Source organism: Pseudarthrobacter sp. BRE9 (assembly GCF_031844305.1).
Taxonomy (GTDB): domain Bacteria; phylum Actinomycetota; class Actinomycetes; order Actinomycetales; family Micrococcaceae; genus Arthrobacter.
This window is the reverse complement of sequence record NZ_JAUZUY010000003.1, coordinates 220,266-246,960: the sequence shown is the minus strand read 5'-3', so window position 1 is coordinate 246,960 and position 26,695 is coordinate 220,266. Positions and strand designations below refer to the sequence as shown.

20 protein-coding genes and 1 pseudogene are annotated in these 26,695 nt (G+C 65.1%); 7 read left to right on the top strand and 14 right to left on the bottom strand.

Annotated elements, in window-relative coordinates; genetic code table 11:
* Positions 1-57: 57 nt before the first annotated feature.
* A complete protein-coding gene (locus Q9R31_RS09235) occupies positions 58-705 on the bottom strand; it encodes a cyclodeaminase/cyclohydrolase family protein (protein ID WP_311262420.1) in 648 nt (215 codons plus the stop codon).
* A 139-nt stretch (positions 706-844) separates the two neighbouring features.
* On the opposite strand from Q9R31_RS09235, the gene Q9R31_RS09230 reads away from it, so the two are divergent.
* On the top strand, positions 845-1,642 hold the full coding sequence (locus Q9R31_RS09230; RefSeq protein WP_311262419.1) for an alpha/beta hydrolase: 798 nt from the start codon (positions 845-847) through the stop codon (positions 1,640-1,642).
* A gap of 42 nt (positions 1,643-1,684) precedes the next feature.
* The gene (locus Q9R31_RS09225) at positions 1,685-2,620 is read left to right on the top strand and encodes a carbohydrate kinase (protein ID WP_397428225.1); all 936 of its coding nucleotides are present in this window, start codon (positions 1,685-1,687) and stop codon (positions 2,618-2,620) included.
* A gap of 192 nt (positions 2,621-2,812) precedes the next feature.
* On the opposite strand, the pseudogene Q9R31_RS09220 reads toward Q9R31_RS09225, so the two are convergent.
* The 6 genes and pseudogenes from Q9R31_RS09220 to Q9R31_RS09195 form a co-directional block, all read right to left on the bottom strand.
* Positions 2,813-3,487, bottom strand: a pseudogene (locus Q9R31_RS09220) (SDR family NAD(P)-dependent oxidoreductase).
* A 107-nt stretch (positions 3,488-3,594) separates the two neighbouring features.
* Positions 3,595-4,593 carry a fumarylacetoacetate hydrolase family protein gene (locus Q9R31_RS09215; protein ID WP_311262418.1) on the bottom strand — a complete coding sequence of 333 codons (999 nt, stop codon included), beginning with the start codon at positions 4,591-4,593 and terminating at the stop codon, positions 3,595-3,597.
* A gap of 11 nt (positions 4,594-4,604) precedes the next feature.
* Complete coding sequence (locus Q9R31_RS09210; RefSeq protein WP_311262417.1) at positions 4,605-5,675, bottom strand: amidohydrolase family protein; 1,071 nt, start codon at positions 5,673-5,675, stop codon at positions 4,605-4,607.
* 39 nt (positions 5,676-5,714) lie between these two features.
* On the bottom strand, positions 5,715-6,752 hold the full coding sequence (locus Q9R31_RS09205) for a cyclase family protein (protein WP_311262416.1): 1,038 nt from the start codon (positions 6,750-6,752) through the stop codon (positions 5,715-5,717).
* Positions 6,749-7,705 carry a fumarylacetoacetate hydrolase family protein gene (locus Q9R31_RS09200; RefSeq protein WP_311262415.1) on the bottom strand — a complete coding sequence of 319 codons (957 nt, stop codon included), beginning with the start codon at positions 7,703-7,705 and terminating at the stop codon, positions 6,749-6,751. Before Q9R31_RS09200 ends, Q9R31_RS09205 begins: the two co-directional genes overlap by 4 nt.
* 6 nt (positions 7,706-7,711) lie before the next feature.
* Positions 7,712-8,731, bottom strand: coding sequence for a VOC family protein (locus tag Q9R31_RS09195; RefSeq protein WP_311262414.1), 1,020 nt, complete (start codon positions 8,729-8,731; stop codon positions 7,712-7,714).
* A 354-nt stretch (positions 8,732-9,085) separates the two neighbouring features.
* Here Q9R31_RS09195 and Q9R31_RS09190 point away from each other — a divergent pair, with 354 nt between their 5' ends.
* On the top strand, positions 9,086-9,265 hold the full coding sequence (locus Q9R31_RS09190) for a hypothetical protein (RefSeq protein ID WP_311262413.1): 180 nt from the start codon (positions 9,086-9,088) through the stop codon (positions 9,263-9,265).
* A 51-nt stretch (positions 9,266-9,316) separates the two neighbouring features.
* Here the strand turns inward: Q9R31_RS09190 and Q9R31_RS09185 are convergent, their stop codons facing one another.
* From Q9R31_RS09185 to Q9R31_RS09160, 6 genes are all read right to left on the bottom strand, one after another.
* Positions 9,317-9,619 (bottom strand): hypothetical protein, encoded by a 303-nt coding sequence (locus tag Q9R31_RS09185; protein WP_311262412.1) that lies wholly within the window; start codon positions 9,617-9,619, stop codon positions 9,317-9,319.
* Between the two features lie 114 nt (positions 9,620-9,733).
* Positions 9,734-10,387 (bottom strand): helix-turn-helix domain-containing protein, encoded by a 654-nt coding sequence (locus tag Q9R31_RS09180; protein WP_311262411.1) that lies wholly within the window; start codon positions 10,385-10,387, stop codon positions 9,734-9,736.
* On the bottom strand, positions 10,384-12,849 hold the full coding sequence (locus Q9R31_RS09175) for a glycoside hydrolase family 3 C-terminal domain-containing protein (protein ID WP_311262410.1): 2,466 nt from the start codon (positions 12,847-12,849) through the stop codon (positions 10,384-10,386). The genes Q9R31_RS09180 and Q9R31_RS09175 overlap by 4 nt, the downstream gene beginning before the upstream one ends.
* Positions 12,846-13,982 (bottom strand): LLM class flavin-dependent oxidoreductase, encoded by a 1,137-nt coding sequence (locus Q9R31_RS09170; RefSeq protein WP_311262409.1) that lies wholly within the window; start codon positions 13,980-13,982, stop codon positions 12,846-12,848. Before Q9R31_RS09170 ends, Q9R31_RS09175 begins: the two co-directional genes overlap by 4 nt.
* 47 nt (positions 13,983-14,029) lie before the next feature.
* Entirely contained in the window at positions 14,030-15,007 is a 978-nt protein-coding gene (locus tag Q9R31_RS09165; protein WP_311262408.1) for a LysR family transcriptional regulator, read from the bottom strand.
* A 132-nt stretch (positions 15,008-15,139) separates the two neighbouring features.
* On the bottom strand, positions 15,140-16,345 hold the full coding sequence (locus tag Q9R31_RS09160; protein WP_311262407.1) for a flavin reductase: 1,206 nt from the start codon (positions 16,343-16,345) through the stop codon (positions 15,140-15,142).
* A gap of 266 nt (positions 16,346-16,611) precedes the next feature.
* On the opposite strand from Q9R31_RS09160, the gene Q9R31_RS09155 reads away from it, so the two are divergent.
* Positions 16,612-18,171: an MDR family MFS transporter gene (locus Q9R31_RS09155; protein ID WP_311262406.1), complete on the top strand. Its 1,560-nt coding sequence runs from the start codon at positions 16,612-16,614 to the stop codon at positions 18,169-18,171.
* A gap of 63 nt (positions 18,172-18,234) precedes the next feature.
* On the opposite strand, the gene Q9R31_RS09150 is transcribed toward Q9R31_RS09155, so the two are convergent.
* Entirely contained in the window at positions 18,235-21,561 is a 3,327-nt protein-coding gene (locus Q9R31_RS09150) for a glycosyl hydrolase (protein ID WP_311262405.1), read from the bottom strand.
* A 237-nt stretch (positions 21,562-21,798) separates the two neighbouring features.
* On the opposite strand from Q9R31_RS09150, the gene Q9R31_RS09145 reads away from it, so the two are divergent.
* The 3 genes from Q9R31_RS09145 to Q9R31_RS09135 are packed head-to-tail and all read left to right on the top strand — an operon-like array spanning position 21,799 to position 26,677.
* Positions 21,799-24,009, top strand: a complete 2,211-nt coding sequence (locus Q9R31_RS09145; protein WP_311262404.1) for a glycoside hydrolase family 3 N-terminal domain-containing protein — start codon at positions 21,799-21,801, stop codon at positions 24,007-24,009.
* 59 nt (positions 24,010-24,068) lie between these two features.
* On the top strand, positions 24,069-25,703 hold the full coding sequence (locus Q9R31_RS09140) for a DUF5597 domain-containing protein (RefSeq protein ID WP_311262403.1): 1,635 nt from the start codon (positions 24,069-24,071) through the stop codon (positions 25,701-25,703).
* 14 nt (positions 25,704-25,717) lie between these two features.
* A complete protein-coding gene (locus Q9R31_RS09135; RefSeq protein WP_311262402.1) occupies positions 25,718-26,677 on the top strand; it encodes an alpha/beta hydrolase in 960 nt (319 codons plus the stop codon).
* Positions 26,678-26,695: the final 18 nt, after the last annotated feature.

Here is a 26,695-nt window from a genome sequence, read left to right as displayed (position 1 = left end):
TCAAACGACAAGTCCAATGAATAGAGGACCTAACCAGTACGGACCTTTATCAAGCGTTCAGGCGGCGTCAGTGGGGGCGGCGCGGTGGTCAATCGCCGCTGACAGTTCGTCGATGCGGTCCATGGCGCCGTTGAGTTTCTCGACGGCGGCCCACAGCTCCGGATGTTGTTCCCGGACCTGGTCCAGGGTGGCGCCCGCGGACCGCAGGGAGCCGAGGTCGAAGCTGACGTTGGTGCGCGCCCCCGCCACAGCGGCCCGAAGGGCACCAAACGCGACGACGACATCCGCCACCAGCGACCGGTTGCCGTTGGTTGCCAGCCAGGCGAGGTCTTCAATGGCTGCAATGGCTCGCTCGCCCAGCACCGCGGAGGATGCGGCGGCATCCACGGAGGCGCGGCGGATCGCTTCGTCCCGCTCCTCGCCCGGCTCCAACCGGAAAGCGGCGCCAAATGCCTTGGAGGCGGATGCATCGTCATCTGCCAGGCGCAGGGCTTCCTGGCGCAGTGCGCGTGCCCGCGTCCTTATCCCTGCCGGCTCCCCGCCGTCGTCACCGCTGTAGCCGGCCACCATGGACGTCAGCGACGCGGCGACGGCGAGCATCAGTCCTGTCCCAGCTCCTCCGCCGGGTGAGCCCGTGGATTCTGCCAGCGCGTGCGTCCACTCTTCCACCGTCGACCCCTGGGTGGTTACAACAGGTTCATCCATGCCAGGAACCGTGCCCAGAAACGCGCCCGGCTAAACGGGTGTGAGCGACGGCACGGCGCCCTTCTGGCCCACTTTTCCCGGGCGTAGCCCCGAAAACGCGCGGTACTGCCGGGGATTCGGACAGCTAAAGTGGGCCAGTGTGACGCAACGCTACCGCTATGAGTACGGCCAGGACCCCAGCCAGTGGGGAGAGCTTTTCCTCCCCGACCTTCCGGCCGGCGGGACGCACCAGGGCGTAGTGATCGTGATCCACGGCGGGTACTGGCGCTCCACCTACGGGGCCGAGCTGGGGGAGCCGCTGGCGAAGGACCTGGCGGAGCACGGCATGGCGGCCTGGAACCTCGAGTACAGGCGTGCCGGTAACGGCGGTGGCTGGCCGGGCACATTCGAGGACATCCTGGCGGGCATCGACAAGCTGGCTGACCTGGCGGAACCGCATGCGCTGGACCTGGGAAAAGTGGTGGCGCTGGGACATTCCGCAGGCGGGCACCTGGCCGTCTGGGCGGCGGGAAGAGCCAAGCTGGATGGGCTTGTGCCGGAGGAAGGCGGCCGGGTCAAGAACAGTAACGACGGTGTCCGGCTCACCGGCGTGGTGAGCCAGTCGGGCGTCCTCAACCTGGCCGAGGCCGAGCGGCTCAACCTCAGCGACGGTGCCGTGGCAAACATGCTGGGCGGGCCGTCGTCGGAATTTCCCGGCCGCCATCGCATGGCCGCCCCCCTGGCTGCGCTGCCGCTGGACATTCCTGTTTATGCCGTCCACGGCATGGAGGACGACGACGTCCCACTCAGCATGTCCACCACCTATGTGGACGCGAGCAAGGCCGGACCCGTGCCGGCGCAGCTGGTTATGGTGCCTGGGGACCACTTCGCCCTGATCGACGTCACGGCGCAGGCGTATCTCACGTGCCGGGACCTGGTGGGCCGGCTGCTCCGCTGACACGGGCTGCTGGCGTGGGCCTGTTTCTGGCAGAGTATGACCATGCTCACAGTTATCGGCGAAGGCCTTGTTGACGTTGTCCAGCGCGCCTCGGGAATCGAGGCCCACGTGGGCGGCAGCCCGCTCAACGTCGCGGTGGGCCTGGCCCGGCTGGACCATCCGGTGCAGTTCATCGGCCGGTATGGCCGGGATGCGTATGGCGATTCGGTGGCGGCGCACCTGCGCGCCAGTTCAGTGATGCTGCCGGTGCCCCCGGACGGGTTGCCCACCAGCGTGGCCACCGCGTTGATTGACGACGACGGCGCCGCCACCTACACGTTCGACCTCACCTGGGAGCTCCCGGGCATCGCGGACCGGCTCGGCTTCATGCTGCAGGGCACCACGCTGCTGCACACCGGTTCCATCGCCACGATGCTGGCGCCGGGCGCCACCGAGGTGCTGGCCGCCGTCGAATACGCCCACCCTTCCGCCACCATCAGCTTCGATCCCAACTGCCGGCCCAGCATCATCAGCGACGTGGACTTCGCCCGCAGGCAGGCTGAAAAGTTCGTGGCGCTCGCCGACGTGGTCAAGGCCTCCGATGAGGACCTGGCCTGGCTGTACCCCGGGCAGGACGTACAGGATTCGGCCCGCAAATGGCTGGAGCTGGGGGGAGAGGAAGGCCCTGCGATGGTGGTGGTCACCCGCGGCGCGGAAGGACCCTGGGGTGTGTGCCGGGCCGGCGAGGCATCTGTGCCCGCGCCCAGGGTGGAGGTGGCGGACACTGTGGGGGCAGGGGATTCCTTCATGGCGGCGCTGTTGTCCGGTCTGGTGGATCGGGAGCTGGACGGCGCCCAGAACCGGCAGGAGCTGCGGGAACTACCGGCCGAGGGGCTGGCCGAACTCCTGGAGCATGCTGCCAAGGCCGCTGCCGTCACGGTTTCCCGCCCCGGCGCCAATCCGCCGACGAGGGCGGAGCTGAACGCGGTGGGCGGGTAGCTGGGCCGGCAGCATCCGCCCATCCGTTCCTTCCAGCCCGCGCCTGGCCGGCAAGACGGCCGTCATTACTGGAACGGCCAGCGGCCAGGGCAGGGCGGCCGCGCTCGCCTTCGCCGCGGAAGGGGCCTTAGTGGGCGCCAACCTGATTGTCGACGGCGGCTGGTCGGCGGTGCTGCCGGGCTGAGCGTTTGGTTACCGCAGGGCGTCGGAGACCGACTTGGCACCGCCGTGGGAGGCCTGGCCGCCGTCCACCGGGATCTCGGCGCCTGTCACGAACGAGGAGAGCGGGCTGAGCAGGAAAAGCACGACGGCGGCCACCTCCTCCACACTTCCGGTGCGGCCCAGCGGGGTTTCGGCCAGGGTGGCCTGCCGGAACTCGGGCTTGGCGCCCGCCGTCATGGGCGTTTCGATGAAGCCCGCATGGACCGTGTTTACCCGGACCCCCCGCGGGCCAAGTTCCATGGCTGCCACCTGGGACAACCCGCGCAGCGCCCACTTGCTCGCGGTGTACGCCACCGGATAGTGCGCCGTCAGGCCAGCAACAGAGCCAACATTAACAATGGAAGCGCCGCTGCCCATCAAGGGCGAGAGCGAATGGATTCACAGCAGGCTGCCGGCAACATTCACCTCGTAAACCTTCTGCAGGTCGGCCACTGATGCCTCCAGCAACCGGCTTCGCTGGGTGATGCCGGCATTGTTGACCAGCCCGTCCACCTGCCAGCCCTGGGACCGGATCCAGGAAGCGAGCCCGGACCAGCCGGAGGCATCGCTCACATCCAGCTGCCGGTACACCACGGCACCGGCCGAAGCCGGAGACTCCGCGCCCAGCCCGGCGGGCATTCCCGCCGCCAGGTCGGTTGCGATCACCCGCGCCCCGGCGTCCGCCAGCAGGCGTGCGTGCCTCCGCGGCACCCTGGCCCTGGCCTGCGCCGGTAACCACCACCGTCCGGCCCTCCAGCTGGAGGGAAACCACCCTAGGTTCCGGAAAGAGCAGCAGCGGCAACCCGGTTGCGCGGACGGGTCCGGGCGGGAACACGGGTAACGGCCTCGCGCCGGGCGCCTACGGTGTTCTCGATGGTTCCGATACCTTCCACCGTCATCCGGACCACGTCGCCGGTTTTAAGCGGCGGGGGAGTCTGGGCGCCATTGCGTCCCCAGAGTTCGGCCAGGCAGCCGCTGCCGCATGTGCCGGAGCCCAGCACATCGCCGGGCCGCACCACCGAGTCCTGCGAGGCATAGGCCACCAGCTCCCCGAAGGACCAGCCCATGTTGGAGAGCAGGTCCTGGCCAATCACTTCGCCGTTGACTTCGACAGCCATGGAGATCGGCAGGAAGCCCTCGGCGTCATGCCGGTCCTCGAACTCGTCCGCCGTGACAATCCACGGACCGAGCGTGTTGGCGAAATCCTTGCCCTTGCACGGGCCCAGGCTGACCTTCATCTCGCGGCGCTGCAGATCCCGGGCCGACCAGTCGTTGAGCACGGTGTACCCGAAGATGTGCCGGTGGGCCTCCTCCGCGCCCAGGTTCCGGCCGTCGCTGCCTGGAACGCGTCCGACGACGGCGGCCACTTCCGTCTCAAAGTCCAGGTCCGTACAGCCAGCCGGAATACCGATGACCTCGCCGGTGCCCGTCACCGTGTGCGGGTTCGTGAAGTAGAAGGTGGGCGCCTCGTACCATTCGGGCACCACGCCGGCCACGCCGTCGATGCTCTTCCGCACGCCTTCGACGTGTTCCTCGAACGCCACGAAGTCGCGGATGGTGGCGGGCACCAGCGGTGCGAGCAGGCGAACCTCCGCCAGCGGAACGCCAACAGCGGAACCAACCACCTGGCCCGCAAGTGCCAGCGTCTCCTCGAGTCCGGCGTCAAGCAGCGTCTGGACGGACTGGCCTGCGGGCAGGGCATAGCAGTTTCCGCCGTCCACAAAGCCGGACTGCGTCCCGCCGTCGTGATCCCAACGGGCAATCTTGACCATGTGCGTGTTCCTTAAGCGTTGCGTCGAGCGGCCAGGACGGCCGCCGCAGTGATGCCCAGCGTGCGTGCGTTGCCGCCCAAAACCTGGGTTTCGTCGTCGGCAGGAAGTCCGGCGGCCTGCACCTCGTCCACCGGGAGGTCCGATCCCATGTCGAACGGGTAGTCCGAGCCAAGCAGCACCTGCTCCGGGCCGGCGGCGGCCACAAGAGCCCGCAGTTCAGCGGGGGTGTGGACGAGCGAGTCGAAGTACAGCTTTTTCAGGTAGGACGACGGCGGCGCGGCGCAGCCGTGTGCCTCCGGCCGGACCTTCCACGCATGGTCCGAGCGGCCCAACGTCGTGGGAAGGTAGCCGCCGCCGTGCGCGGCCACAACCTTGAGCTCCGGGTGCCGGTCCAGGACACCGCTGAAGATCAGGTGGGACAGCGCTACCGCATTCTCGGCAGGCTGGGAAACGGTATTGGCAAGGTAGAAGCGGTCCAGCCGCTCATCCAGCGAGCAGCCGAACGGGTGCAGGAACACCAGGGCGCCCAGCTCCTCCGCGCGGCTCCAGAACGGCTCCAGCCGGGGGTCCGACAGTTCCACGGTGCTGCGCTCAGGGTCCTCGGGGGTGGCGGCGAACGAACCGATCTCCACACCCAGCAGGCCGCATTCGAGCACCGCATGCTCCAGGGCCTCCACCATCAGGGCAGGGTGCTGGAGCGGGACCAGGCCCAGGCCGTTGAGCCGGTCCGGCGCGCGGTCCACGAACTCCCGCACCGCCTGGTTGGCAGCCTTCGCCAGTTTGAGGGCCAGTTCCTCGCCGGCGAAGTAATAGAAGTGCGACGGCGACGGCGAGACCAGCTGCACCTCCACGCCCTGGGCATCCATATCCGCGAGCCGGCGGTCCAGGTCGGTCAGCTGCGGCCAGCGCTCCTTGATCATCCTGCCCGACGCGGCCATGGACTCCGGCCCGTTGCGCCGCACTTCCAGCGCCTGCTGGGCGCCGAAGCCCTCAGGATCCGCCTCGGCCACGAGCTGTTGCAGAGCCGGAAGCAGGATATGCGCGTGCACGTCTATAACGGGAGGGGTGCCGGCGACAGTCATGTGTGTTTTTCCTTTGGCGATCAGGCAGGTGGGTAGGGGTTATCGCAGGGCGATCGGGTTGACGGGTGATCCGACTGCCCCGGTGATGGGGAGCGGGGCTGCGGTGAGGAGGAAGTCGTACCTGCCGTCCGCCGCGCACGCTTCGGCCAGCCCGTCCGGGTCCCACATCTCGCCCAGGAACAGGCCCAGGTTGGGGATGACGATCTGGTGCAGGGGCTGGAAGGCGGCGTCGAACTCATTGGGACGGACCTCGAAGCCCCAGGTGTCGGTGGCGATCCCGGCGATTTCGCTGCGGTGCAGCCAGGGCGCGGTGGTGAAGGACAGCCCCGGGGCTGACCCGCCGGCGTAGTCTCCCCAGCCGTCGCGGCGGACCCGCGTGTACTGTCCGGTACGGATTATCACGATGTCGCCCCGGCCCACGGTTGAGCTTGGGCCCTGGAGGTCGATGGTCCGCTGGAGGTGTTCGGGGGTGATCGCGAACCCGTCCGGCAGCTCGCCGTCGTTCCGTCCCAGCTCGGGGCCGAGCGCCCGGCCGACGTCGAGCAGCACGCCCCGGGTGACGATCTTGGCGGCGGCAGTCTCGATGCCGGTCACCAGGTCGCCCTCGGAGGTGACCACGTCCCCGGCGGCGCGGCCGTTCCAGGCCTTGCCCTGATCAAAGATGTGGCCCAGGCCGTCCCACTGCGTGGAGCACTGCAGCGGCATGGCGATCACGTCGTCCGCTCCGCCAAAGCCGTGCGGGAAGCCCTGGTTGCCGCGTTCGGCGTCCACCCCCGTGTCCGTCATGGTGTGGACGGGGTTGGTGCGGCGGCGCCAGCCCTTTTGCGGGCCGTTGGTGTCGAACGGCTGGGACAGCGAGAACGCCTCGCCGGTCTTGACCAGTGCTGCGGCCTCGACGCGCTTGGCGGCGTCGATGAAGTTCAGTGTGCCCAGGACGTCGTCCTGGCCCCAGCGGCCCCAGTTGTTGTGGGCCGCGGCCATGTCCCGGATGCTGCCGAGCGGATCCTCACGCCGGATAACCGGGGAATCAGTTGATTCCCCGGTGCCGGTGGTCAATGCAGTGTCCTGGGTGGTCACTGGACACCTTCACTTGTGGCTTCGTCCTTGCAGTGGATGAGCTGGGTGCCAAGGCCCGTGATGGTGCCCTCCATAACGTCCCCGTCCTGGAGCAAGCGGCCCCAGTGCTGGCCGTTGCCTGCGGGGCTGCCGGTGAGCACCAGGTCGCCCGGGCGCAGCGGCATGATCTGTGACGCTTCGCTGACCAGCTTGGCCACACCGAAAATCATGTCCTGGGTGGACTCGTCCTGCATGGCTTTGCCGTTGAGCTTGAGTGTGACCTGGACGTCCTGCGGGTCGCCGAAGAACTTGGCCGGGACCAGCAGCGGCCCGGTGGGCAGGAAGCCCGGGGCGTTCTTGGCGCGGTACCAGTCCGAACCGATGGCAGGCATGTCCTTGCGGAAGACGTACTCGCGGGTGGTGATGTCGTTGACCATGGTGTAGCCGAAAACATACTCCAGGGCTTCCTCGGGGGTGACCCGGAATGCCGTCTTTCCGATGACCGCCGCCAGTTCCAGCTCCCAGTCGTGGGACCTGGAATAGGACGGCAGGGTGAGGTCGTCCGTGGCGGACGCGATCGCCGTCGGGAGCCCGATGAAGAAGTACGGCGTGCCCTGGCCTGCGCGCTTGTCCATCATGGCGGCGGTCTTGGCGCGCACTTCCTCCTCGTCCTCGCCGGGTTCGCGGTGGGCTGCGGCGAGGTCGATCACGTGCTTGCGGTAGTTCGCGCCGGTCTGCAGGACCTGCACGGGCTCCACCGGAGCAAGGATTTCGACGTCGGCCAGCGCCAGGCCGGTGTCCTTGCCCGCCGAGGCGGCCAGGCTGTCCAGCTGGGGATCCGTGGTGTCCCAGTGCTCGATCAGGGAGTTGATGTCCCCGTCCAGCGGCAGGACCCGGTCTTCAACCAGCAGGCCGGCGCGCGCCTTGGCGTCGCCGGCTTCCTGGAACCGGATGAGTGCATAGGTTTCAGCCATGGTGTCTTAGCCCCGGCCCTGCTTGGCGTACGGGTTCAGGAGGGCTTCCTTCATTTCCGGCGAAGCGCCTTCCTCGGTGGCGGTGAAGCCTTCGGCCGGCGGGAAGGATTCGGTCATGGAGTGCGGCATGGCGCCGTTCTTGTAGAAGTTGTTGGAACCGAGCGAGGGCTTCCAGGTGTTGGCTTCCCAGTCCGGGACGTAGTTGCGGTAGCCGCCGGAGTTGAGCTCCACGCGCAGGCCGGAGGGGTCGCGGAAGTAGAGGAAGTTCTGCTCGCCCACGCCGTGGATGGAGGGGCCGTATTCCATCGGGGTCCCGTTTTCCATCATGACGTCAGCGGTGCGGAGCAGGTCCTCGGTGGCGTCAACCCAGAAAGCGATGTGGTTGACGCGGCCGGCGCGGCTGGAGGTGTCCAGGACAACGCCGAGGTCGTGGGACTTTTCGTTGGTGGTCAGGACGGAGAACACGGTGATGGGTGCTTCGTCCAGGTCCACGAAGGCCATGACGCGGAAGCCGAGGGCCTCGTTGTACCACTTGGCGAAGCCGCGGACGTCGGAGGACGCGACGGTGACGTGGTCCAGGAAACGGGGGGCGGCGGCGTGGCTGCTGCGGCGCTCCGGGCGGTCCGGGTAGGTGGACTCGAAGCCGGGCTCGGCCACAAACTTTTCCACGTCGTAGAACAGGCGCATGTCGTGGCCGTAGGGGCCGGTGAACTCGTACGCCTTGCCGTAGCCGTGGCCGCCGGCGGACCAGGTGCCCTGCACGCCGGTCGCTTCGACGCGCTGGGCTGCTGCTTCAAGGGCTGCCTGGGAGTTGGTCCGCCAGGCCATCCGGCCCAGGGACGCTTCGGGGCCTTCGGTGATCACCAGGCTGTAGCGGTAGTAGTCGCCCCAGCAGCGCAGGTAGACGTTGCCGTCCACACGGTCGATGATGCGCATGCCGAACTTTTCCTCGTAGAACCGTGCCGAGGCTTCGACGTTCGGAGTGGTGATCTCGAGGTGGGCAAGATGGGAGAGGGGAGTTTCCACGTTGATTTCCTTCTTCTGTGCTCTGGCTGCTATCGGTTTGCTGCAGGTCCTGTAACCACTCTGAAGCAGCCGATGTATCCGGGGAAGCGCAGTTTCGCTATGACAACCATCCACCTCACAAATAGTGGAAGCGGACCGTCCTGGCGCTCCAGCGCTGCTCATGGTGCCGCGCCCAGAGAGGCGTAAGCCATAGCAAATGGGCATGCCCCTAATCGGAGATTGCTATTTCCGCGGCTCGTTTCTGCTGGCTACTTTGATGCTGTGACTCCGCGACTCAACACCCCTGTCCCCGCACAATCCCGGCAAAAGCCTGAGGACTTACGCGTCGCTCCGCGCTACCCCGGCATGCTTGAAGTGACGGCCACCGAAGCAGCCCACCTGTCCGACGCCCTGGGGAACGCCGTCGAAGTCGTCTCCCGGGCCGCCGCTGAACATGGCATTGGCATCCTGATCTCCCGTGTCGGGACGGACAGCTACATTGTGCGTGCGCATCCAGGGGTCCCTTATGGCTTCATCCGGCAGTCCTACCCATAAAAGAAGGGCCCCGGTGCAAAATGCACCGCGGCCCTATCCCCACAGGAGAAACTAGTAGGTTTCGACGTGTGCCCTGACGTGGCTGCCGTCGTCACTCAGCCAGCCTTTGCCGGCGGCATAAACCAGCATGTTGGCAAAGCGGTAGTTCCAGCCCATCCCGATGCGTCCGGCGCATTCGCCTTTGATCCAGGCTACCGAGACCAGCACGTCCTGGTCGTCCAGCTTGCCTGCGGCCGTCGACTCGAGCAGGTTCGGCAGGGCGTCTTCTGCCTCCTCCGACAGCAACACCTTAAAAGTGGTGCAATCATCCGGTTCATCCAGCGCTACGGATCCTGGGCTGACGCGCACATGCACGGGAACTCCTCTTCATCAACAAACGTGGTTAATTTCCACTATGCCGATCGGCAGGCGGGGTCCGGAAGGCGAGCTTTTGGATAGCTGGTATCGCAAAAAGATATGCCGGGAGGGTCAGGCGTCCGCCGGCCCTTGCAGGCCAGCCAAAAGGTAGGAAGCAACCATTCCAGTGAGCTTCTCCGCGATTTCCCGCCATTCGAAGGTTCCGCTGCCTTCAACGGTGCTGCCGAGACCAAGTCGGCGCGCCACAACGCTGTAGACGACGTTGAAGCACCAGTCGATATCAGTTTGGCTCAGGAATCCGTCGGGCCACTTGCGCAGGACGTCGGCAAAGTGAGCGGCCATGGCTGCATGCGAGGCGGCGCCCCGCTGTGAAATTGTTGAATCCTGGGTGGCGCGCAGCATGAAGGGACGGAGGATATCGGCGTATCGGCGGAGGACCTCGATGATCCGGTCCACGGCTTCCCGCGCGACGGACTCGAGTCCGGCTTCCGGATGGGTGGGCAGGGATTCAAAGAGGTGGTGTGAGATGGCATCAATATCGTCCATTTTCCGGCCGTGGGCGACGCGGACCAGATCGTCCTTGCCCTCGAACCGTGCGTAGATGGAGCCGATGGATACGCCGGATCGCGAGCTGACATCAGCCAGCGTGAATTCGTCGTTGCCCCGCTCCTGAAGCAGGGCCAGGGCCGCCTCGATCGTCTTTTCGAACGATTGGCGGCTCCTGGCCTGCTTGGGCTCACGGGACTTGGTGTCCGGAACCGTCACACCGTGATCCTACAGAGGATTCCTTCATCGGCAGCGTTCCGGGCTACCCGAAGTTCCCAATCCCCGGACGGGACCACCCATTGAGATGCCGAAGCGTCCCAGCGGCGGAAGCCGAGCGGATCGACGTCAATCCGGGCCGCCGAGGTCGCCCCTGCGGTCACATCAACAGCAGTGAAGCCCATGAGCCGGAACCCGGTTTCACCGGGGGCCGTGCCGTAAATCTGGACCACGTCACGGCCCGTGAAGGGACCTGTATTGCCTATGGTCACCTGGACGCTAACGCCTTCGACGCCGTCTTCCGGGTTGACCTGCCGCACTCCGGCAGGTGCCGCCGCCAAGGCATCCACTAACGCGAACTCTGTGTACCCCAGTCCGAAACCAAAGGGGTAGCGCGGTGGGCGGCCCGTCGCTTCGAAATGTTTATACCCCATGGGCTCGCTGGCTGCGTAATCCAGGGTCAATTCCGCGTCCAGCCCGTGTCCCCAACCCGGGATGTCCTCATTCTGTGCAGGGAAGGACACGGGAAGCCGGCCCGACGGCGCGGTGCTGCCGGTAAGGACAGACGCGAGTGCACGGCCGAATTCCTGGCCCGGGAACCACGTCATCAGGAGGGCCTTCACCTTGTCCGCCCACGGCAACAGCACTGCGCGGGACGCGTTCACCACCACTACCGTTTCCCTGTTGACCGCAGCCACGGCTTCTACCAGCCGGTCACACACGGGGTCGAGGGCAGCCGTCGTACGGTCCGCACTTTCCCGAGAGGATGCCTGCTCGTCGCCGACCACAACGATCACGGTTTCCACGCCTGCTGCGACGGCCACCGCATCGGTCAATGGATCTGAGGTTCGCTCCGGTGCGGCAACTGCCGTGATGGCCTGGACCCTGCCGGGCTGGAACGCCATCTCAACCACCACTTCCACCTCGCCGGCTGGCAAGTCGAGGGTGATCTGCTGCGTTTCAGCTCGTGCCACAACACCCATCACGTCGTCGGGGGCCGGCGGGGGAACCTCCAGCAGGCGTTTGCCGTCAACACTCAGCGAGCTGATACCCGTTCCGCCTGCGCCCAGAGCCCAGCGCGCCGCAGATTCCAGCCTCAGGCGTGCGGTGATGCGCGCACGGCCGGGAATACCGGCACCAAGGCCGGGAACCGGGCCGAACCACACGAACGATGACGTCTGCCTGACTTCGCAGTAAACGACTTCGTCGGCGTCAGGGGCGAGAATTTCCAGCAGCACTCCAGAAGTGCCGTCCGGCGCGGTGCTGCCGAGCTCAGTCAGCGGAAGGGCCGACGACGGCACCGTCCCCGGCTCATACAGGACTGCCACATCCGGACCGTAGGCCTCGCGGATGGCTTCCAGCGGCGTCACCAGTTCGCCTTCCGGCCGCACAGTGGCGAAAGTGCCGCCTTGGAAACACGGCTTCACTGCGTTCGGGCCGACGACCGCCAGCGTCCGAATCCGGGACTTATCCAGCGGCAGCATGCCGTCCCTGTTTTCCAACAGGACGAACGATGCTGCGGCAGCCCGCGTAAGGACGTCGCGCTGCTCCTCTTGCGTGCGGAGGCGGGCCGGTAAGGGAGCTGTTCCGCCGGACCGCTGTCCGCTCCTGTCAGCCAGCCGGATAACGCGTTCGACCGAGTCACGCAACCGCGGTTCGGGAACGACACCGGCAGCCACGGCGTCAGCAAAATGCGCACCCAGATACCTGGCGGGACCCGGCATCTCCAGGTCCAGCCCCGCGGTGGCGGCGCCAACCGTGTCGTCGACACCAAACCAGTCCGAAACCACAACACCGTCGTACTGCCAGTCATTCTTGAGGATGCCGATCAGCCCGGAGTGCTGTGAGCAATGGGTGCCGTTGACCCGGTTGTACGCCATCATCAACATCCACGGATTGGCAGACCGCACCGCTGTTTCGAAGGGCCTCAGGTACGTCTCGCGCAAGGTGACGGGATCCACCAGGGAGTTCATCCGGCGTCGTTCTGTTTCCGTGTCATTGGCTACCACGTGCTTGGTGCAGGAACCCACGCCCTGCGACTGCAAGCCCTGCACCCAGGCGGCACCAAGTACACCCGTCAGGAAAGGGTCTTCGGAGAACATCTCGAAGGCCCTGCCCGAAAGCGGGGAACGGGGAAGGTTCAAGTTTGGCCCCAGGACCACATTCACGCCCCGTTCACGGCCCTGCTGGCCGATCAGCTGGCCTACCTCGGAAACCAGTTCCGGATTCCAGGTGGCTGCCAGAGCGGTTCCGGAAGGCATGATGAGCGAGGTGTCCCGTTCATCCATGGCCTTGCTGACGATTCCGACCGGACCGTCCAGCAGCACCATCTCTTCGACACCGTACTCTGTGCTTGCCGTGGTGCTCCAGCCGTTGAGGCCTCCCGTGAGTTCGGCGCCCGTCAGGTCAGGACGGGCTTGGGCAGTGTCTCCGACCGCGATGCCGGTCCCGGAGCCAACGGTCACTGGGCTGCGACCTTCTCAGCCTCGCCGGCAGTTTCCAATGAGCGGAGCAGCGGCAGGACGCGTTCGGAGAAGAGGCTCATGGATTGCTCAGTGAAGCGGCGGCGTTCCTCGGTGAGCGGGCCGCCCATGAGTGCCAGGAGGACGTTGCCGATGCCGAGGTCAGCGTATTTCTGCAGTTCCGCGGCCACAGTCTCCGGGCTGCCATAGAGGCACCAGGTTCCCTTGTAGCCCTCGGTCCGGGCATCCGGTGCCGGGCGGAGGTTCACACCGCTGATGGCTTCGGCGGCCTTGTTGGCGGCATGCTCGCGCTCCACAGCCTCCTGGTACTGCTCCAGGATGATCTCCATTTCGGCGGCCGCCTGTTCGTCAGTTTCTGCGATGTGCACGTGCTGGTAGGAGTGCGTGGTCCATTCCAGGGCCGCCTTGACCGCTTCTTCTGAGTGGCCCGCCACTTCCAGGGCAGTCCGGTAGTTCGTGAAGTTTTTCTTGACTTCCTCGTAGGCGTTTCCGCTGTCGATGACCGGCGGCGTGAATGCAAGGATGAAAGCGGGCTGGGCCTTCTTGGCGGCGCGCTCCACACTTGAGGGCCGGGAGGCGACCGACATGACCCGGGGCTCCGGCTTCGTGTAGGGTGCCGGAACGATCCGGGACACGACGGAGCCGCGATAGTGACCGTTATCGAACGTTACGGGTTCGTCGCCCGGCTTCTTCGCCCACAGCCTTTCCGCGATCTCGAGGTTCTCGTTGGCGAGGCGCGAACTGTCCTGGAAGTTCACGCCAAAGCCGATCATCTCCTCCGGTGTGGTTCCGCTGCCAACGCCCACCAGCAGCTTGCCGTCCGTCAGTTGGTCCAGCAGTGCCAGCCGCTCCGCAAAGCGGACGGGGTGGTGCAGTGCGAGTGTCTGTACGGAGAAACCGAAGTGCATCCGCTCGAGTTTGCCTGCAAGGTAGGCGGCAAACACAAAGGGGTCACTCGCGGGGGGAGCATAGCCGGTGAAGTGGTGGTCCGGCAGGAAAACGGCGTCAAAGCCCTTCTGCTCTGCGTCCACGGCGTGCTCCACCATGGCCTTCATGACCGGACGGTCTTCTTCGGGGCTGCTGGAACGGGAGGTGAGGAACAGTGAAAAATGCATGGGAACTCCAGAAAGTGGTTGGTAAAAAGTTGATAGGGCGGTGAGCGCTAAGCCACTTGCGGGTTGGCAGCGGTATCGCCGCCCTGGGGGCTTGTGGATGTGAGCCCACTGGGCGAAACGGGTTCGAGTTGGGCAGCTGCTTTGGCGACGAGGCGCCGGAACCACTGGTGTCCCGGATCTTCAGACTTCGACGGATGCCACCAGGCGCACTCCACGAGCGTGGGGAGGTTGATGGGCAGCTGCATGATTCGCACGCCCGCCACTGCGGCGAGCATGCGGGCCAGACGTTCCTGTACCAGGGCCAGCCTGTCCGTCCCCGCCACAGCAAAAGGAAGCATCAGGAAGGTATCGACGATCACGTCGGTTTTTTCGCCGAGTTGGAGGTCGTAAACCCTGCGGTCAGCGAGAGTGGAGGCCACCTCGGCCCCGAACAGCCTGGCCCACCGGGCGTCCCGCATCTCTTCAATGGTCAGCGTGCGCTCGGCTGAACCGGCGCCCGTGACACACACCCAGTTGTCCGTGAAAAGTTCAGTGTGCGGGAACCCGGAGAAGTGTCCCTTGGGGATCAGCATCAGGTCTGCGTTCTGCAGCGTCTCCTTGATCCGGTCTACCGCCAAGGGCGTGACGGCATCAAAATGCACCTGAACCCCGGGCGCCTCCTCCTGGAGCATGGCCATCAGCTTTCCGGACATCGCGGTCAGACAGTAGTCGGATGTGACGACACGGAAGCTCCTGGTTGAGGATGCCGGATCAAAGACTGCCTGGGCGTCAAACGTGCGTTCGACAAGGCGCAGGATGTCGGAAACATCCTCCTTGAGGACTTGGGCCAGCGGGGTGAGCTCGTAAGCAGAACCAACCCGGGTCAGCAACTCATCGTCGAACTGCCTGCGCAACCTCTGCAGGGACGAGCTCATGGCCGGCTGGCTGATGCCAATCCGTGCACCGGCACGCGTGACGTTTCGCTCGATGAGCAAAGCGTCCAGCGCCACGAGCAAGTTGAGGTCGGCTGTCAGCAGGTTGACCATGTTCGTCTCCACGTTGAGGGGGATGCAGCCGCCGACATCCGTCGATGGTCACAAATGCGAATTAGAATACTGATACTAATCATGGCCCAGCTCACATGCCGGGTCAAGGTTCGCGTGAGCAGCCCGTCCTGGTTACTGCGGAGGCCGGCCTCCAATCCCCTCGGTGATGGCACGGGCGGCCGCCAGCAGTCGGTCGCGGCACTCTGCCAGACGCGATGCGGATTCCGTACCGGAAAAGCCATTGAGGGTCAACGTGACGGCCACCTGGCCGTTTGCATCGAAGACCGGGGCATGGAGGGATGTGACGCCTGCGGGGTCATCGATCGACGCCGGGCCTGAAGATGCCGTGCGTTCCAGCAGTTTGGGGAGGACTCCGCTGAGATCCGGGGCAGCGGTATCGCTGGGCACCACAACTATCCGTTCAAACTCCGCCGCAGCTGCCGCGCCGGCCGAAACCGCGTATCCGGTTTCACGGACCTGCTGCAGTTCGGCATGGGCAACCTCTGGATCAACATGGCCGACAACGTTGCGTGCGTTGGCGATCCAGCGGGACTCTGCGGCCTCGTCCGCCCATGCGACGTGCAGGGGAGCCAAGGGCGCCGCCAGGCCAAAGGAGACACCCACGCGGGAAGGCGAACCACCGGGGGAACTCGCCACGCCCGCTGCGGTCAGGACCACCACGGAATCGTCCACCACGCCGCTCACCAGGACTTCCAGCTCGAGCTGGTCGGCCAGGGCCTCGATATGGGGACGCGCCGCGTCCGCTGCCTTGACGTGCCGCGTGAGGGCTGTCGCGGGGGAGATGATCGATGGAATGCTGAAGGAGCCGTATCCGCCCCGGAGGAAGAGCAGCGGAAGCTCCTTTGACGCGCCAACGCCCAACGCCTTCACCCGGCCGATGACAATGTCGTGGTCTCCGGCGCGGATAACCTCTTCGATATCGCAGTCGATCCAGGCTGCTGCACCCTCAAGCCTGGGGCTGCCGGACGGAGTGTCGCCCCATGCGTTGGTGCTGAAACGGTCTTCGGCCTTGCGCGAGAATGCCCGGCAGACATCCTGCTGGCCGGCGGTGAGCACGTTCGCGCAAAAGGATCCGGCCGCCTGGATCTTTGGCCAGCTGGTGGAACGCACATCGGGCATAAACGCCACCAGCGGCGGGTCAAGGGAAACCGAGCTGAAGGTGCCCACCACCATGCCGGCAGGCTCGCCGCCGTCGGGCGCGGCGGTGATGAGTGTGACGCCGGTGGGGTACTGGCCCAGGACGTACCGGAACCAAGCCGCGTTGTCCGGACTTGTCTCTTGGGATTCAGCAGTGGAAGCGGGGATGATCTGTGCCATCGGGGGCTCTCCTCTTCGTTGAGTTTTCATCAAGTAAACGCGCCGGAACGGGAGCCGCGGAAATCGTTCCGAGGTATGCGCGCTATCGAAGATTCGGATGCCGCATTGCCGCCGTGCGCGCGGTCATGGGTGATAGGTTCGACGGGACGCTGGGGCCTCGCAGGGGCCCGTCGGCCGGGGTGGACATTCCTCCGGACGCGCACCTGGCTGGCGTCGAGCCAGTCACGCTGGCTAACCAGAACGAGGTTGCGGTGCGCCGTTCAAACTTGTCCCAAACCACGAATGCCCACGTTCAAGCAGCTGATCCACCTGCTGAGGCGGCCTCTTCCAAGTCAGTCGGCAGGACGCCCGCCGCCGGACTCCATATCGCCCGGGTCTATGCCGCACTGCTCATCATCGTCCTGCTGGGCGCCTTGGACCACACAATCGTGGCAACAGCATTGCCAACAATTGTTGGGGAGCTGGACGGCGCCCGCCACATGGCTTGGGTCATTACGTCCTACACCCTGGCCATGACCGTGGCGATGCCCGTCTACGGCCGCCTGGGCGACAGGTTCGGCCGGCCCGCCCTGATGATGATCGCACTTGCGATCTTCCTCGGAGCCTCTGTCCTGTGCGGGTTCGCCCAGGACATGTTCCAGCTCTCGCTGTTCCGCGGGATCCAAGGATTGGGCGGGGCCGGAATGGCGGTCCTCCCGGGCGCCATCATCGCCGATCTGGTACCGCCGCGGCAGCGCCCCAAGTACCTCGGACCGCTGGGCTCCGTCTTCGGTATTGCCACAGTGATCAGCCCGTTGGTGGGCGGCGCCATTACGGACACGGTTGGCTGGCGCTGGGTGTTCTGGATCAATTTGCCCGTCGGCTTGCTGGCACTGGCCATGGCATTCTCGCTGCGCCGGGTGAAGTCCGTCCGGGGTTCGGGCGGTGTTGATTGGCCCGGTTTGGTCCTAATGGTCATTTTCACGTGCGCCCTGGTGGGCTTTGTTGCCCTCTCCACCGAACCGGGTATCCCGGGTGAAATACTGCTGGGACTGGGCGTGGCAGCGGCGGTATTCGGCGTGCTCTTTGTGCTGGTTGAGATCCGCTCGAAGAATGCCCTGATACCGATGAGCATGTTCCGGAGCTGGCCTGTCGTCAACGCGGCAGGCCTGGGACTGGTCATCGGAGCGGGCCTTTTCAGCGTGGTGGCCTACTTGCCGAGCTATGTCCAGATGGTCTATTCGACGTCAGCTTCTGTCGCGGGGCTCATTCTGCTGCCTATGGTCCTCGGCATGATGGTGTCTACCAACCTCAGTGGCTGGATCGTCAGCCGCACGGGAAAGTACAAGATTTTTCCGCTTGCCGGTTCAGCCTTGGCCGCTGCCGTGGCAATCTGCCTTCGCTTCCTCCAGCCCGGCACACCATTGCCAGTGGTGGCTATTTTGATTGCCCTTCTGGGCTTGGCGGTAGGCAGCTTTATGCAGCTCACCGTGGTGGTTGCCCAGAACGCAATGCCGCATTCGGTGGTGGGCGGCGTGACAGCTTCGCTGGGCTACCTGAGGGAACTCGGGGTCACTGTCGGAACTGCCGTTTTCGGTGGCCTCTTCGCCACCCTGCTGGCGCAGGCAGCGGCCAACAATAGCCTGGGCCTACCCGCGTCTACCATCACGGATCCCCATGCTGCCCAACAGCTTTCGGCTGTGCTACAGTCCGGGGTGGCGGAGATCTACGCGGGCGCGTTCCTGCCCATCTTCGCCTTGCTTGCAGGCATTTTCGGTGTTGGGGTGCTCCTGTCGTTGTTCATGCCAGAGCAGCGCCTGTCTGAGACATCCCCGGGCGAAGAGTAAAAACCAGTGAGACTGCGGAGCCGGGCACGCACCCGGCTCCGCAACCTTGCCGACATCTGGAAATCACCCCGGATAGACGGTCAGCCGCACGGGGCCCTGGATACCTGCGGGGAGGACCCCGGCATCCGCCTCAAAAATTGCACTTCCCGGACGCTTGTGGTCGCCGGCGGCGGCGTCACCGGCCATCCGGTTCCACCACGCATTGGTCACCGCGATCTCCAACGCGTTAGCACCGGCACGGACTGCGCCGGTGATGTCCATCCGGAAAGGGTGCGTCCACAACGTGCCCACGTCCGTGCCATTCAGCCGGACCTCGGCCAGGTCGCTGACGTCTCCCAGGTCCAGGACCAGGCGTCGATCGGTCTTGAGCAGCAGGGCATCGACGGTGAACGTGTGCCGGTACGTCGCCGTTCCCGAAAAGTACTCCACATCTGGCTCGTGGCGTCCTGCCCCGGGACCGCTCCACAGCGCCGCGGCGCTCAACGTCAGCGCCGACGGCGACTGGCCGTCGCCGTCGAATGTGACCTCCCACGGTCCTTCCAACGCGAGTTCCGTCGTGGCAGGCTGCTGCACGCCGTCCAAAGGACCGGCCGCGGCGTCCTCTATTCCTTCGCCTGCATGGCGCAGGAGGATGAATGCTGATCCGAAGGGTTCCAGTAGAAGATCGACGGCGGTCCGGCCGGCTTCAGTTCGCATGCCGACCGCGGAACGGGAAACCTGGACGGGATCCCACAGTTCCGCAGAAGCTGCCTCGCCCCTGAATGTCGCCGAGATTTTCTCTGGCCGTTCCAGCTGGTTGCTGACGAAGTACAAGTCCGCGCCATCGAGGTGGCGGTGGATGACCGGCAGCTTGGCGCCGTCGGAGGCCAGCACAGTCCAGTCAGGTTCCACTCCCATGCTGGCGAGAGCGGCCGCCACGCCATCGGGCACCGGTACCCCGGCAAGGTCCAGCAGGCCGGTGCGGCCATTCCACAAGCTGTCGACGGCGGCGGACCACTCTGCGGGGTCGTCACTGCGGCTGGGCGAGCACTCGGGCCGCCATCCCGCAACGCTGGCTCCGGCGTCGAGCAAGTCCGTGATGCGTTGGACGGCCGCAAGCGTCATGCGGCGGCTGGAGCCTCCGAGGTACAACAGCCGGTACCGGGTGCCGCCAGTGGTGAGAAGGTCGCCGTCGGGAGTGACGGTGACGTGGTTGAGCAGGCCGTCCAGGTTGATGAAGTCAAAGCCGTGAGCGTCCGGGACCTCTGGTGCAGCGTCACCGAACACTCCGGTTACGGGTGCCTCTTCGCCGTAGAAGTACGCAACATCTGCAGCGTGGGTTCCCTGCTGCAGCAGGTGGCTGCAGCATGCAAGGTAGTCGAGCCATGGTTTGGCGGCGTGCGCCCAGGTTTCGTTCCTGGTGAAGGACTGGCCGAGGTACGGCGACAGGGTGATGCCGGGCTTGGGAGCGGCGTCCGGCTGGTGTGGGGAAGTGTGGATGTTGATCAGGTTGACGCCCAGAACAAACTCCATGTCCACAATCGGCTTGAGCTTGCGGGGGGTGTAGACGAAGGGCTTTCCGAAGGCGCTCATGGACTCTGCCCCGGTGGCTGACTTGCCGTAGACGTGGGCCACCGAGGCGGCGCCACGGAGATCAGCAATGTAGGTCGCCTGAGGGCCTGCCTCGGGTTCGAAGCACCACATGGCACCCATGGGTACATCGGCGTGCGACCGCATTTCAAGGTCGTCGCCCAGCTGCGGCCGGTGGTCCTCCAGCGCCTCCGCGTAATAGGTCATGCCCCGTTCCCGGGCAATGCCGGCAATGGTCCCGTAGTGGTTCTCGGCGAGGAGTTCGGAGATGGTCTTGCGGAGGTCCCAGAGAAAGGCTTCACTCTGTTGGGTATCCCCCACAATGATGCCGGTAACAGCAGGGAGCCACGGCAGCAGATCGTAGCCCCGGCGCCTTGTGAACTCCGCCCGCATAGAGGCCGTCCAGTTCTGAGGCCCGGATTCGATGCTGTCGCTGAGCAGTGCCGAGACACCCTTGGTGCCGAGGAGTTCCGCGCCCAGGGCGTCCTCGAAAAAGCCCAGGTAGTGCTCGAAGTATTCGGTGACCAGGCCGGCGTCGAGCTTGTCCACTTCCAAGCCGGTGGCATCAACGGGGGCGGGAGCGTTGAGGTGACCCGTCAGCGAATGTCCGAACCTGAGGACCGTCCACTCGCCCTCCTCTGGCATCCAGTTCAGGGTTCCGTCCGGGCGGAGATGGGCCGTGACGTCAATGACGTCCTGGGGTCGGACAGCGTCGGACGCGGGGGAGGGGCCGCCGTCGAGCGCGTAGAAGTCAGGCACTGGTGCAAAGCCGGCCTTTTCCTCCGCCCGGTTGATTCGTGCTCCGGAGTAGAGCTGCAGCGCGGAAACTGTGAACGTTGGCATGCGTTCTTTGGGCGCAGGGAGGGCGAGTGGCCTGATGCCGTGTGCAATCGGGAAGGTGCCCGCCGTTCCAGCTTCGAGGACCAGGCGGAAGCATCGTGCTGTCACAGCCGGGAAGCTCGCCGACCGGACAGGCGAGGCCGACGCCGGGAGATCGACGACGGTCCGGAAAGTCACGCCGTCGCTGCTGGCTTCCAGCCGCGCCCTGGGAGCAGGAGGTGCGCCAAAACCGTGCTGCGAGGGGAGCCCAACGCGGACTGCCGCCACAGGTGTTGGTTCGTCGAACTCCGCGACAAGCCAGCCGGTGTGCTCCTCGGCCTGCAGTTGGGCCGGAGGCCAGAAGCGGCCGTCCGTGAGCGACTCCAGCGGCCGCTCTCCGGAGACCGGTCCGCTGGCGCTTAATCTCGACGGGGCAAGGGGAACGTGGCCGTTCCGTCGCGGAAACGCCAAAACGGCGACGTCCTCATAATGATTCGGCACGCCGACCGGGTCCTTCCGGATGGCGGCGAACGGCACGTCTTGGTAGGGCCCTGACGACGACGGCGGTGGGGGCACGGCGGTGCGGCCCGGCTGGCCGGCCGTCACCCGGGCGGCACTCCAGACAAGCTTCTTCATCCCGGCGGAAGGGCGCACCCACGGCCCGCCGGTGGCACTCCATCCTGCAGACGTGGCTATGGCCAGCTCCAGACCCAGGCTGTCCGCCGTGGTGACCGCATGTTTTATGGCTGATTGCCACGCGGCGGAACGGAAAGCGACCTTGTCCTGCGTGTACTGCGGGAGGCCCATCGACCCCGTAAACGCCTGCACGCCGCCCGCCCCCGACGCTGCCAGCCAACGGAGGTCTTTTTCGATGCCGGCCTCATCAACGTTGCCATCCATCCAGTGCCACCAGGCCCTGGGCCTGGAGGACATCGGCGGATTCACAAACCCGCTGAACAGCGGATCCTCATCCTGGTAATGGGTGGTGGCGTCATCGGGCACGGGATCATCCTTGGGATTAGGAGACGGCAGGCGCCGCCAAAGCTAAATTCACCTTAGGACGTGCATAAAACACATTGGGGGGAAACAGCCATGCGGAGAAATGATGGTGGGCATAGGCGATAGCTATTTCCATGGCCGCTGTGACCTGACCTACCTTGGGTGAGGCAGCTTGTGATCCATGTCCACCGACGGCAAAAGACGGGCTTCTGATTGAACACACCACGTGAGGAGCAGTACTTGGCGACCCGTACAGCCGGAAATGACCAGGGGAGTGAGACCGCCGAGGCATTCATCGAAGGGCTCCTCGCCGCGATGACCTTGGAGCAGAAACTCTCCCAGCTCCAGATCGCCTTCCGCCCGCGGCTCGAGGATGCCAAGGACCTCGCCAGGGGTGGAATCGGGGCAGTCTTTTGGCCGCGCAGCGCCGAAGCCGCCAACGAACTCCAGCGGACAGCCCGGGAGGAGACCCCGCACGGGATCCCGCTGCTTGTCGGGCTGGACGTGGTGCACGGCCAACGGACCACTTTCCCTGTGCCCCTCGCGCAGGCGGCAAGCTTCGATCCCGCCGTGGCTGAAACCGATGCCCGCATTTCAGCAAAAGAGGCCGCGTCCGGGGGCGTGAACTGGACGTTCTCGCCGATGGTCGATGTCTCACGGGATCCCAGATGGGGTCGTGTTGTGGAGGGCTTCGGCGAGGACACCCACGTCAACAGCGTCTTCGGCGCCGCGAAGATCCGTGGATACCAGGGCGAATCCCTGGCCCACGAGGACTCCATTTTGGCCTGCGCCAAGCACTTTGTGGCGTATGGCCAGGCCGAAGGTGGCCGTGACTACAACACCGTTGATGTGTCCGTCCAGCGCCTTCGCAACGTCTACCTCGAACCCTTTCGCACCGCCGTTGAGGCTGGTGCCGCCACGGTCATGGCAGCCTTCAACACGGTCTCCGGCCGGCCCGCCCACGCAAACGGGCCTCTCCTGACCGGGCTCCTGAAAGAGGAGTGGGGATTCGAAGGTGTGGTGGTCGGTGACGCGGACGGAGTCGTCAACCTGGTCGACCACGGTGTGGCCGCAGATCTGGGGGATGCGCTCCAGCAGTCATACGCAGCGGGCCTGGATGTTGAAATGGGCGGCAACGCCGTGAGCGCCGACGGCACAGCGTTGCTCGCTCCGGGCGACGTTTCTTCCGACCGGGTGGACGATGCAGTCCGCAGGGTCCTGAGGCTGAAGCACGGGCTCGGACTGTTTGATAGTCCGTACAGGGACGCGGTGCGTGAGATCATCGCTCCGACCCAAGAAACTCGGCTGGCTGCCAGGGAGGCAGCCGAAAAGAGTCTGGTCCTTCTCAAGAACGACGGCGGCGTCCTTCCCTTGGGTAGATCGCATCGCCGGGTCCTGCTCGTCGGGCCATATGCGGAGAGCACCGACCACCTCGGCGCATGGGTACAGTCGTTTGCCGAGCCCGCCGGAACGCTCGCAGACGCCATCCGTGAAGAATGCCCGGACTGGTCGCTGACGGTTAAGGAGGGCAGCGGATTCTTTGGCGAGGACCGGGCGCTTTTGGCTGACGCGGTCGAAGCGGCGCAGTTGCATGATGTCGTCCTGCTCGCTGTCGGTGAGCCTTCGTCCCTGACCGGGGAGGCCAGTTCCCGCAGCGACCTCAGGTTGCCGGGTGGTCAGGAAGATCTCATCAGGGCAATTGCCGGAACCCGCAAGCCGTTCGCGGTGGTCATGTTCAACGGCCGTCCGCTGGTGACCGGCGGCTGGATTGATTCCGCTCCCGCTGTCCTGGAAGCTTGGCATCTGGGGCTGGAAGGACCTGCCGCTGTTGCCCGGGCATTGAGCGGGCAAGTAAATCCCGGCGGCCGGCTGCCCATGACCTTTCCCCGGTCCTCCAGCCAGGTGCCCATCCATTACGACCACGAGAACACAGGCCGACCAGCCACCGTCTCTGCACGGGTAGACGAAGCAGACGTGGACGTTGCCCTCATGGGGCCCGGCAACACGGACGACCGCTACACCTCAAAATACCGCGACCTTCCGCTAGGACCGCAGTTCGCCTTCGGCCATGGGTTGAGCTATACGTCTTTCAGCTACGGGCAGCTCCGGGTTGAGACAGGGGAGTTGGCGCTGGACGACCTGCGAGACGGACAGTCTTTCCGCTTCGGGATTCCGCTGTCCAATATCGGGGACCGATCCGGCGACGAGGTGACGCTTGTTTTCATCCGTGACCGCGTGGCATCGCTGGCCCAGCCGGTGCGGAGACTCCGTGCTTTTGCCAGGACGTCCCTGGCCGCCGGCCAGACGGAGTTGCTGACTTTCGATTTGGGCTGGAGCGATCTCGGTTTCTGGGACAACGATGGATGCTACGTCGTTGAACCCGGGGAATTTGAAGTCCATATCGGCGGCGGCCTCGAAGGCAACGTGCAGACAGTGCTTCGGCTGACCTGATCCCGGCTCCCGGCTCCCGGCCACAACAACATTCTTGAACACCGAGGAAAGAGCTCCACATGAACAACATTCCCCGTCTCGAACGCCAGGACGGTCACGCCCGGTTCCTGGTTGACGGCCGGCCGTATCTTTGCCTAGGCGGGGAACTGCACAACTCAAGCTCATCCGACCGGCAGTACATGGCCAAGGTATGGGACAAAGTCTCCACATCAGGTGCCAACACTGTGATCGCCACTGTCGCATGGGACCAGGTGGAGCCGGTCGAAGGGGCCTTCGACTTCTCCATCGTTGACGGACTCTTGGAAGATGCCCGCTTGGCGGGCATGCGGCTGGTACTGATCTGGTTTGGCGCCTTCAAGAATGCTTCCTCCACGTACGCGCCGACGTGGGTCCGGGCAGACCGGGATCGCTTTCCCCGCGCGGACCGGGGACCGGAGCCCATGGAAACGCCGTTTTCCTACAAAGGATCAATGCCACGGCCCACGCTTTCTGTCTTTTCCCCGGAGCTTTTCGAAGCGGACAAGGCGGCCTACAGCGCCTTCATGCGCCACCTCGCCGAAAGCGACCGGGAGCACACCGTGATCCTGGTCCAGGTTGAAAATGAAGTCGGACTGCTCGGTGCCGGACGGGATCGCAGCCCCTTGGCCGAGGCGGCATGGCATTCCCCCCTTCCGCAGGAACTGCGCAAGTCCTTGGCAAACAATCCCGAGGCTTTTGGCCCATCCGTGTCCGGGGTCCTCCTTTCGGCCCTCGATGAGGACAAGAGTTGGGCCGAGCACTTCGGCGACGGCAACGCGGTGGCTGACGAGGTCTTCATGGCGTGGGCTTTCGCCTCGTACGTCGGCGGGCTGGCCACAGCCGGGAAGGACATTCTTGACCTCCCTGCTTTCGCCAACGCGTGGCTTGGTCCGCAGGCGGGTCAGGATGCGCCAGGCATGTACCCGAGCGGGGGGCCGACGGCGAAGATGCTGCCGGTCTGGCGGGCCGCGGCGCCTTCCCTCGACTTCCTGGCACCGGACATCTACGTCCCCAACACTGCCGAGGTGATGGCACAGTACGCTTCGCCGCACAACCCGCTCTTTATCCCGGAAGCCAAGTTCCGCGCTGGCGACGCCTTCCTGGCTGTAGGCCGCTTCAACGGGTTTGGCTATCACGTCTTCGGTCTGGAGGACGGCCGGGAAGGCAACCAGTACGGCGAGGCCTGCAAAGCCATGCTGGCCCTCACCGACGACATCGTCGACGCCCAGCGTGACGGGCGGATTTTTGGCTTCGCACTGGAGCAGGATGAAGACGCCGTCACCGCTGACTTGGCTGGCACTTCCATCACCATCCGTAACGCTGCCAAGCTGTACACCGCCATGCTCCTCGACGCCGGGGTGGTCCTTCCACCGCCCCCGGAATTGCCGGGCGAAACAGTTGGGGCGGCGCACGGGCACACCCCCGGAGACGGCCGCCCGTTCGGACTCATCATCGCAGCGGGCCCCTTGGAATACATCGTCGTGGGCCAGGGTGCATTGCTCGACTTCCACAAGGAAAAATCCGAGCTCGAAGTCGACTCGGTCCGTGAGTTGCGCCTGAAGGACGAGGGCTGGCAAGAGGGCCGTCTCCTGAACGGTGACGAGAGGCTTCAAATTTTGCAGGGAGACAAAATTAGCGCGTCCCGGATCCGGCTCCTGGAAGCTGTCAGGAACTAACAAAGGAATTTTCTGTGCCTTTTCATTCTCAAATTGCCTCTCGGCTAGCACTGCTGGAGGGTGTGCCTTCCTTGGAAGAGGCTCTTTCGAACCCGGCTATGCTTCGCCGCCTGGAAGCCTTCGATGCCTATCCCAACGCCGTACAACCCCCCGACGTCGTGACCGAAGAACGCAATATACCCGGCCCACACGGCCCGGTCCCAGTACGGATCTACTTTCCTGACGCGACTGCCTGGGAAGGCAGACCAGGATTCCTGTGGATGCACGGCGGCGCTTTCCGGTTCGGCGATCTTGACATGAAGGAAGCCGATTGGACGGCCAGGCAACTCGTCCACAAGGCGGGTGCCGTGGTGGTGAGCGTTGACTACAGGCTTGCCGTAGAAGGCATCACTTATCCGGTCCCCTTGGACGACGTTGTGGCCGCGGTTCAGTGGGTACGGGAAAACACTGCAGACCTGGGCATGTCGTCGATTTCCATGGGCGGGGCGAGTGCAGGCGCGAACCTTGCGGCCGGTGCAGCCCTGCGCCTCCGCGACGAGGACAACTGGAAGGCCGAGCACCTGGTTCTGGTGTATCCCTCCATGCACCTTGATCTCCCGAAACCTTCGAAGTCCCTAGAGCTCGCACTGGCTGAGATGCTGCCCGCCATGCGGCTGCCGCCCGAGATGTTCCGCTCCATGAGGCAGCACTATCTGGGCGTGCTGAGTTCCAATCCACCTGGGTACGCAATGCCAGCCCTGGCTGACCTGCGCGGACTCCCGCCGACGTTGGTTCTGAACGCTGAATACGACGATCTCCGGGCGTCCGGCGAGGCGTTCAGCGCCGCCTTGGCAGCAGCCGGCGTGGATATCGAGCAGGTCTTGGTGAGCGGGGTGCTCCACGGATTCCTGAACCTGCCGACGTCGTTCGAGCCGGTGGACGATGCACTCAATCGCATTGCCGGCCGCCTTCGGGCCACGAGCCACACGCGATAGTCACTGACACACCAAAAA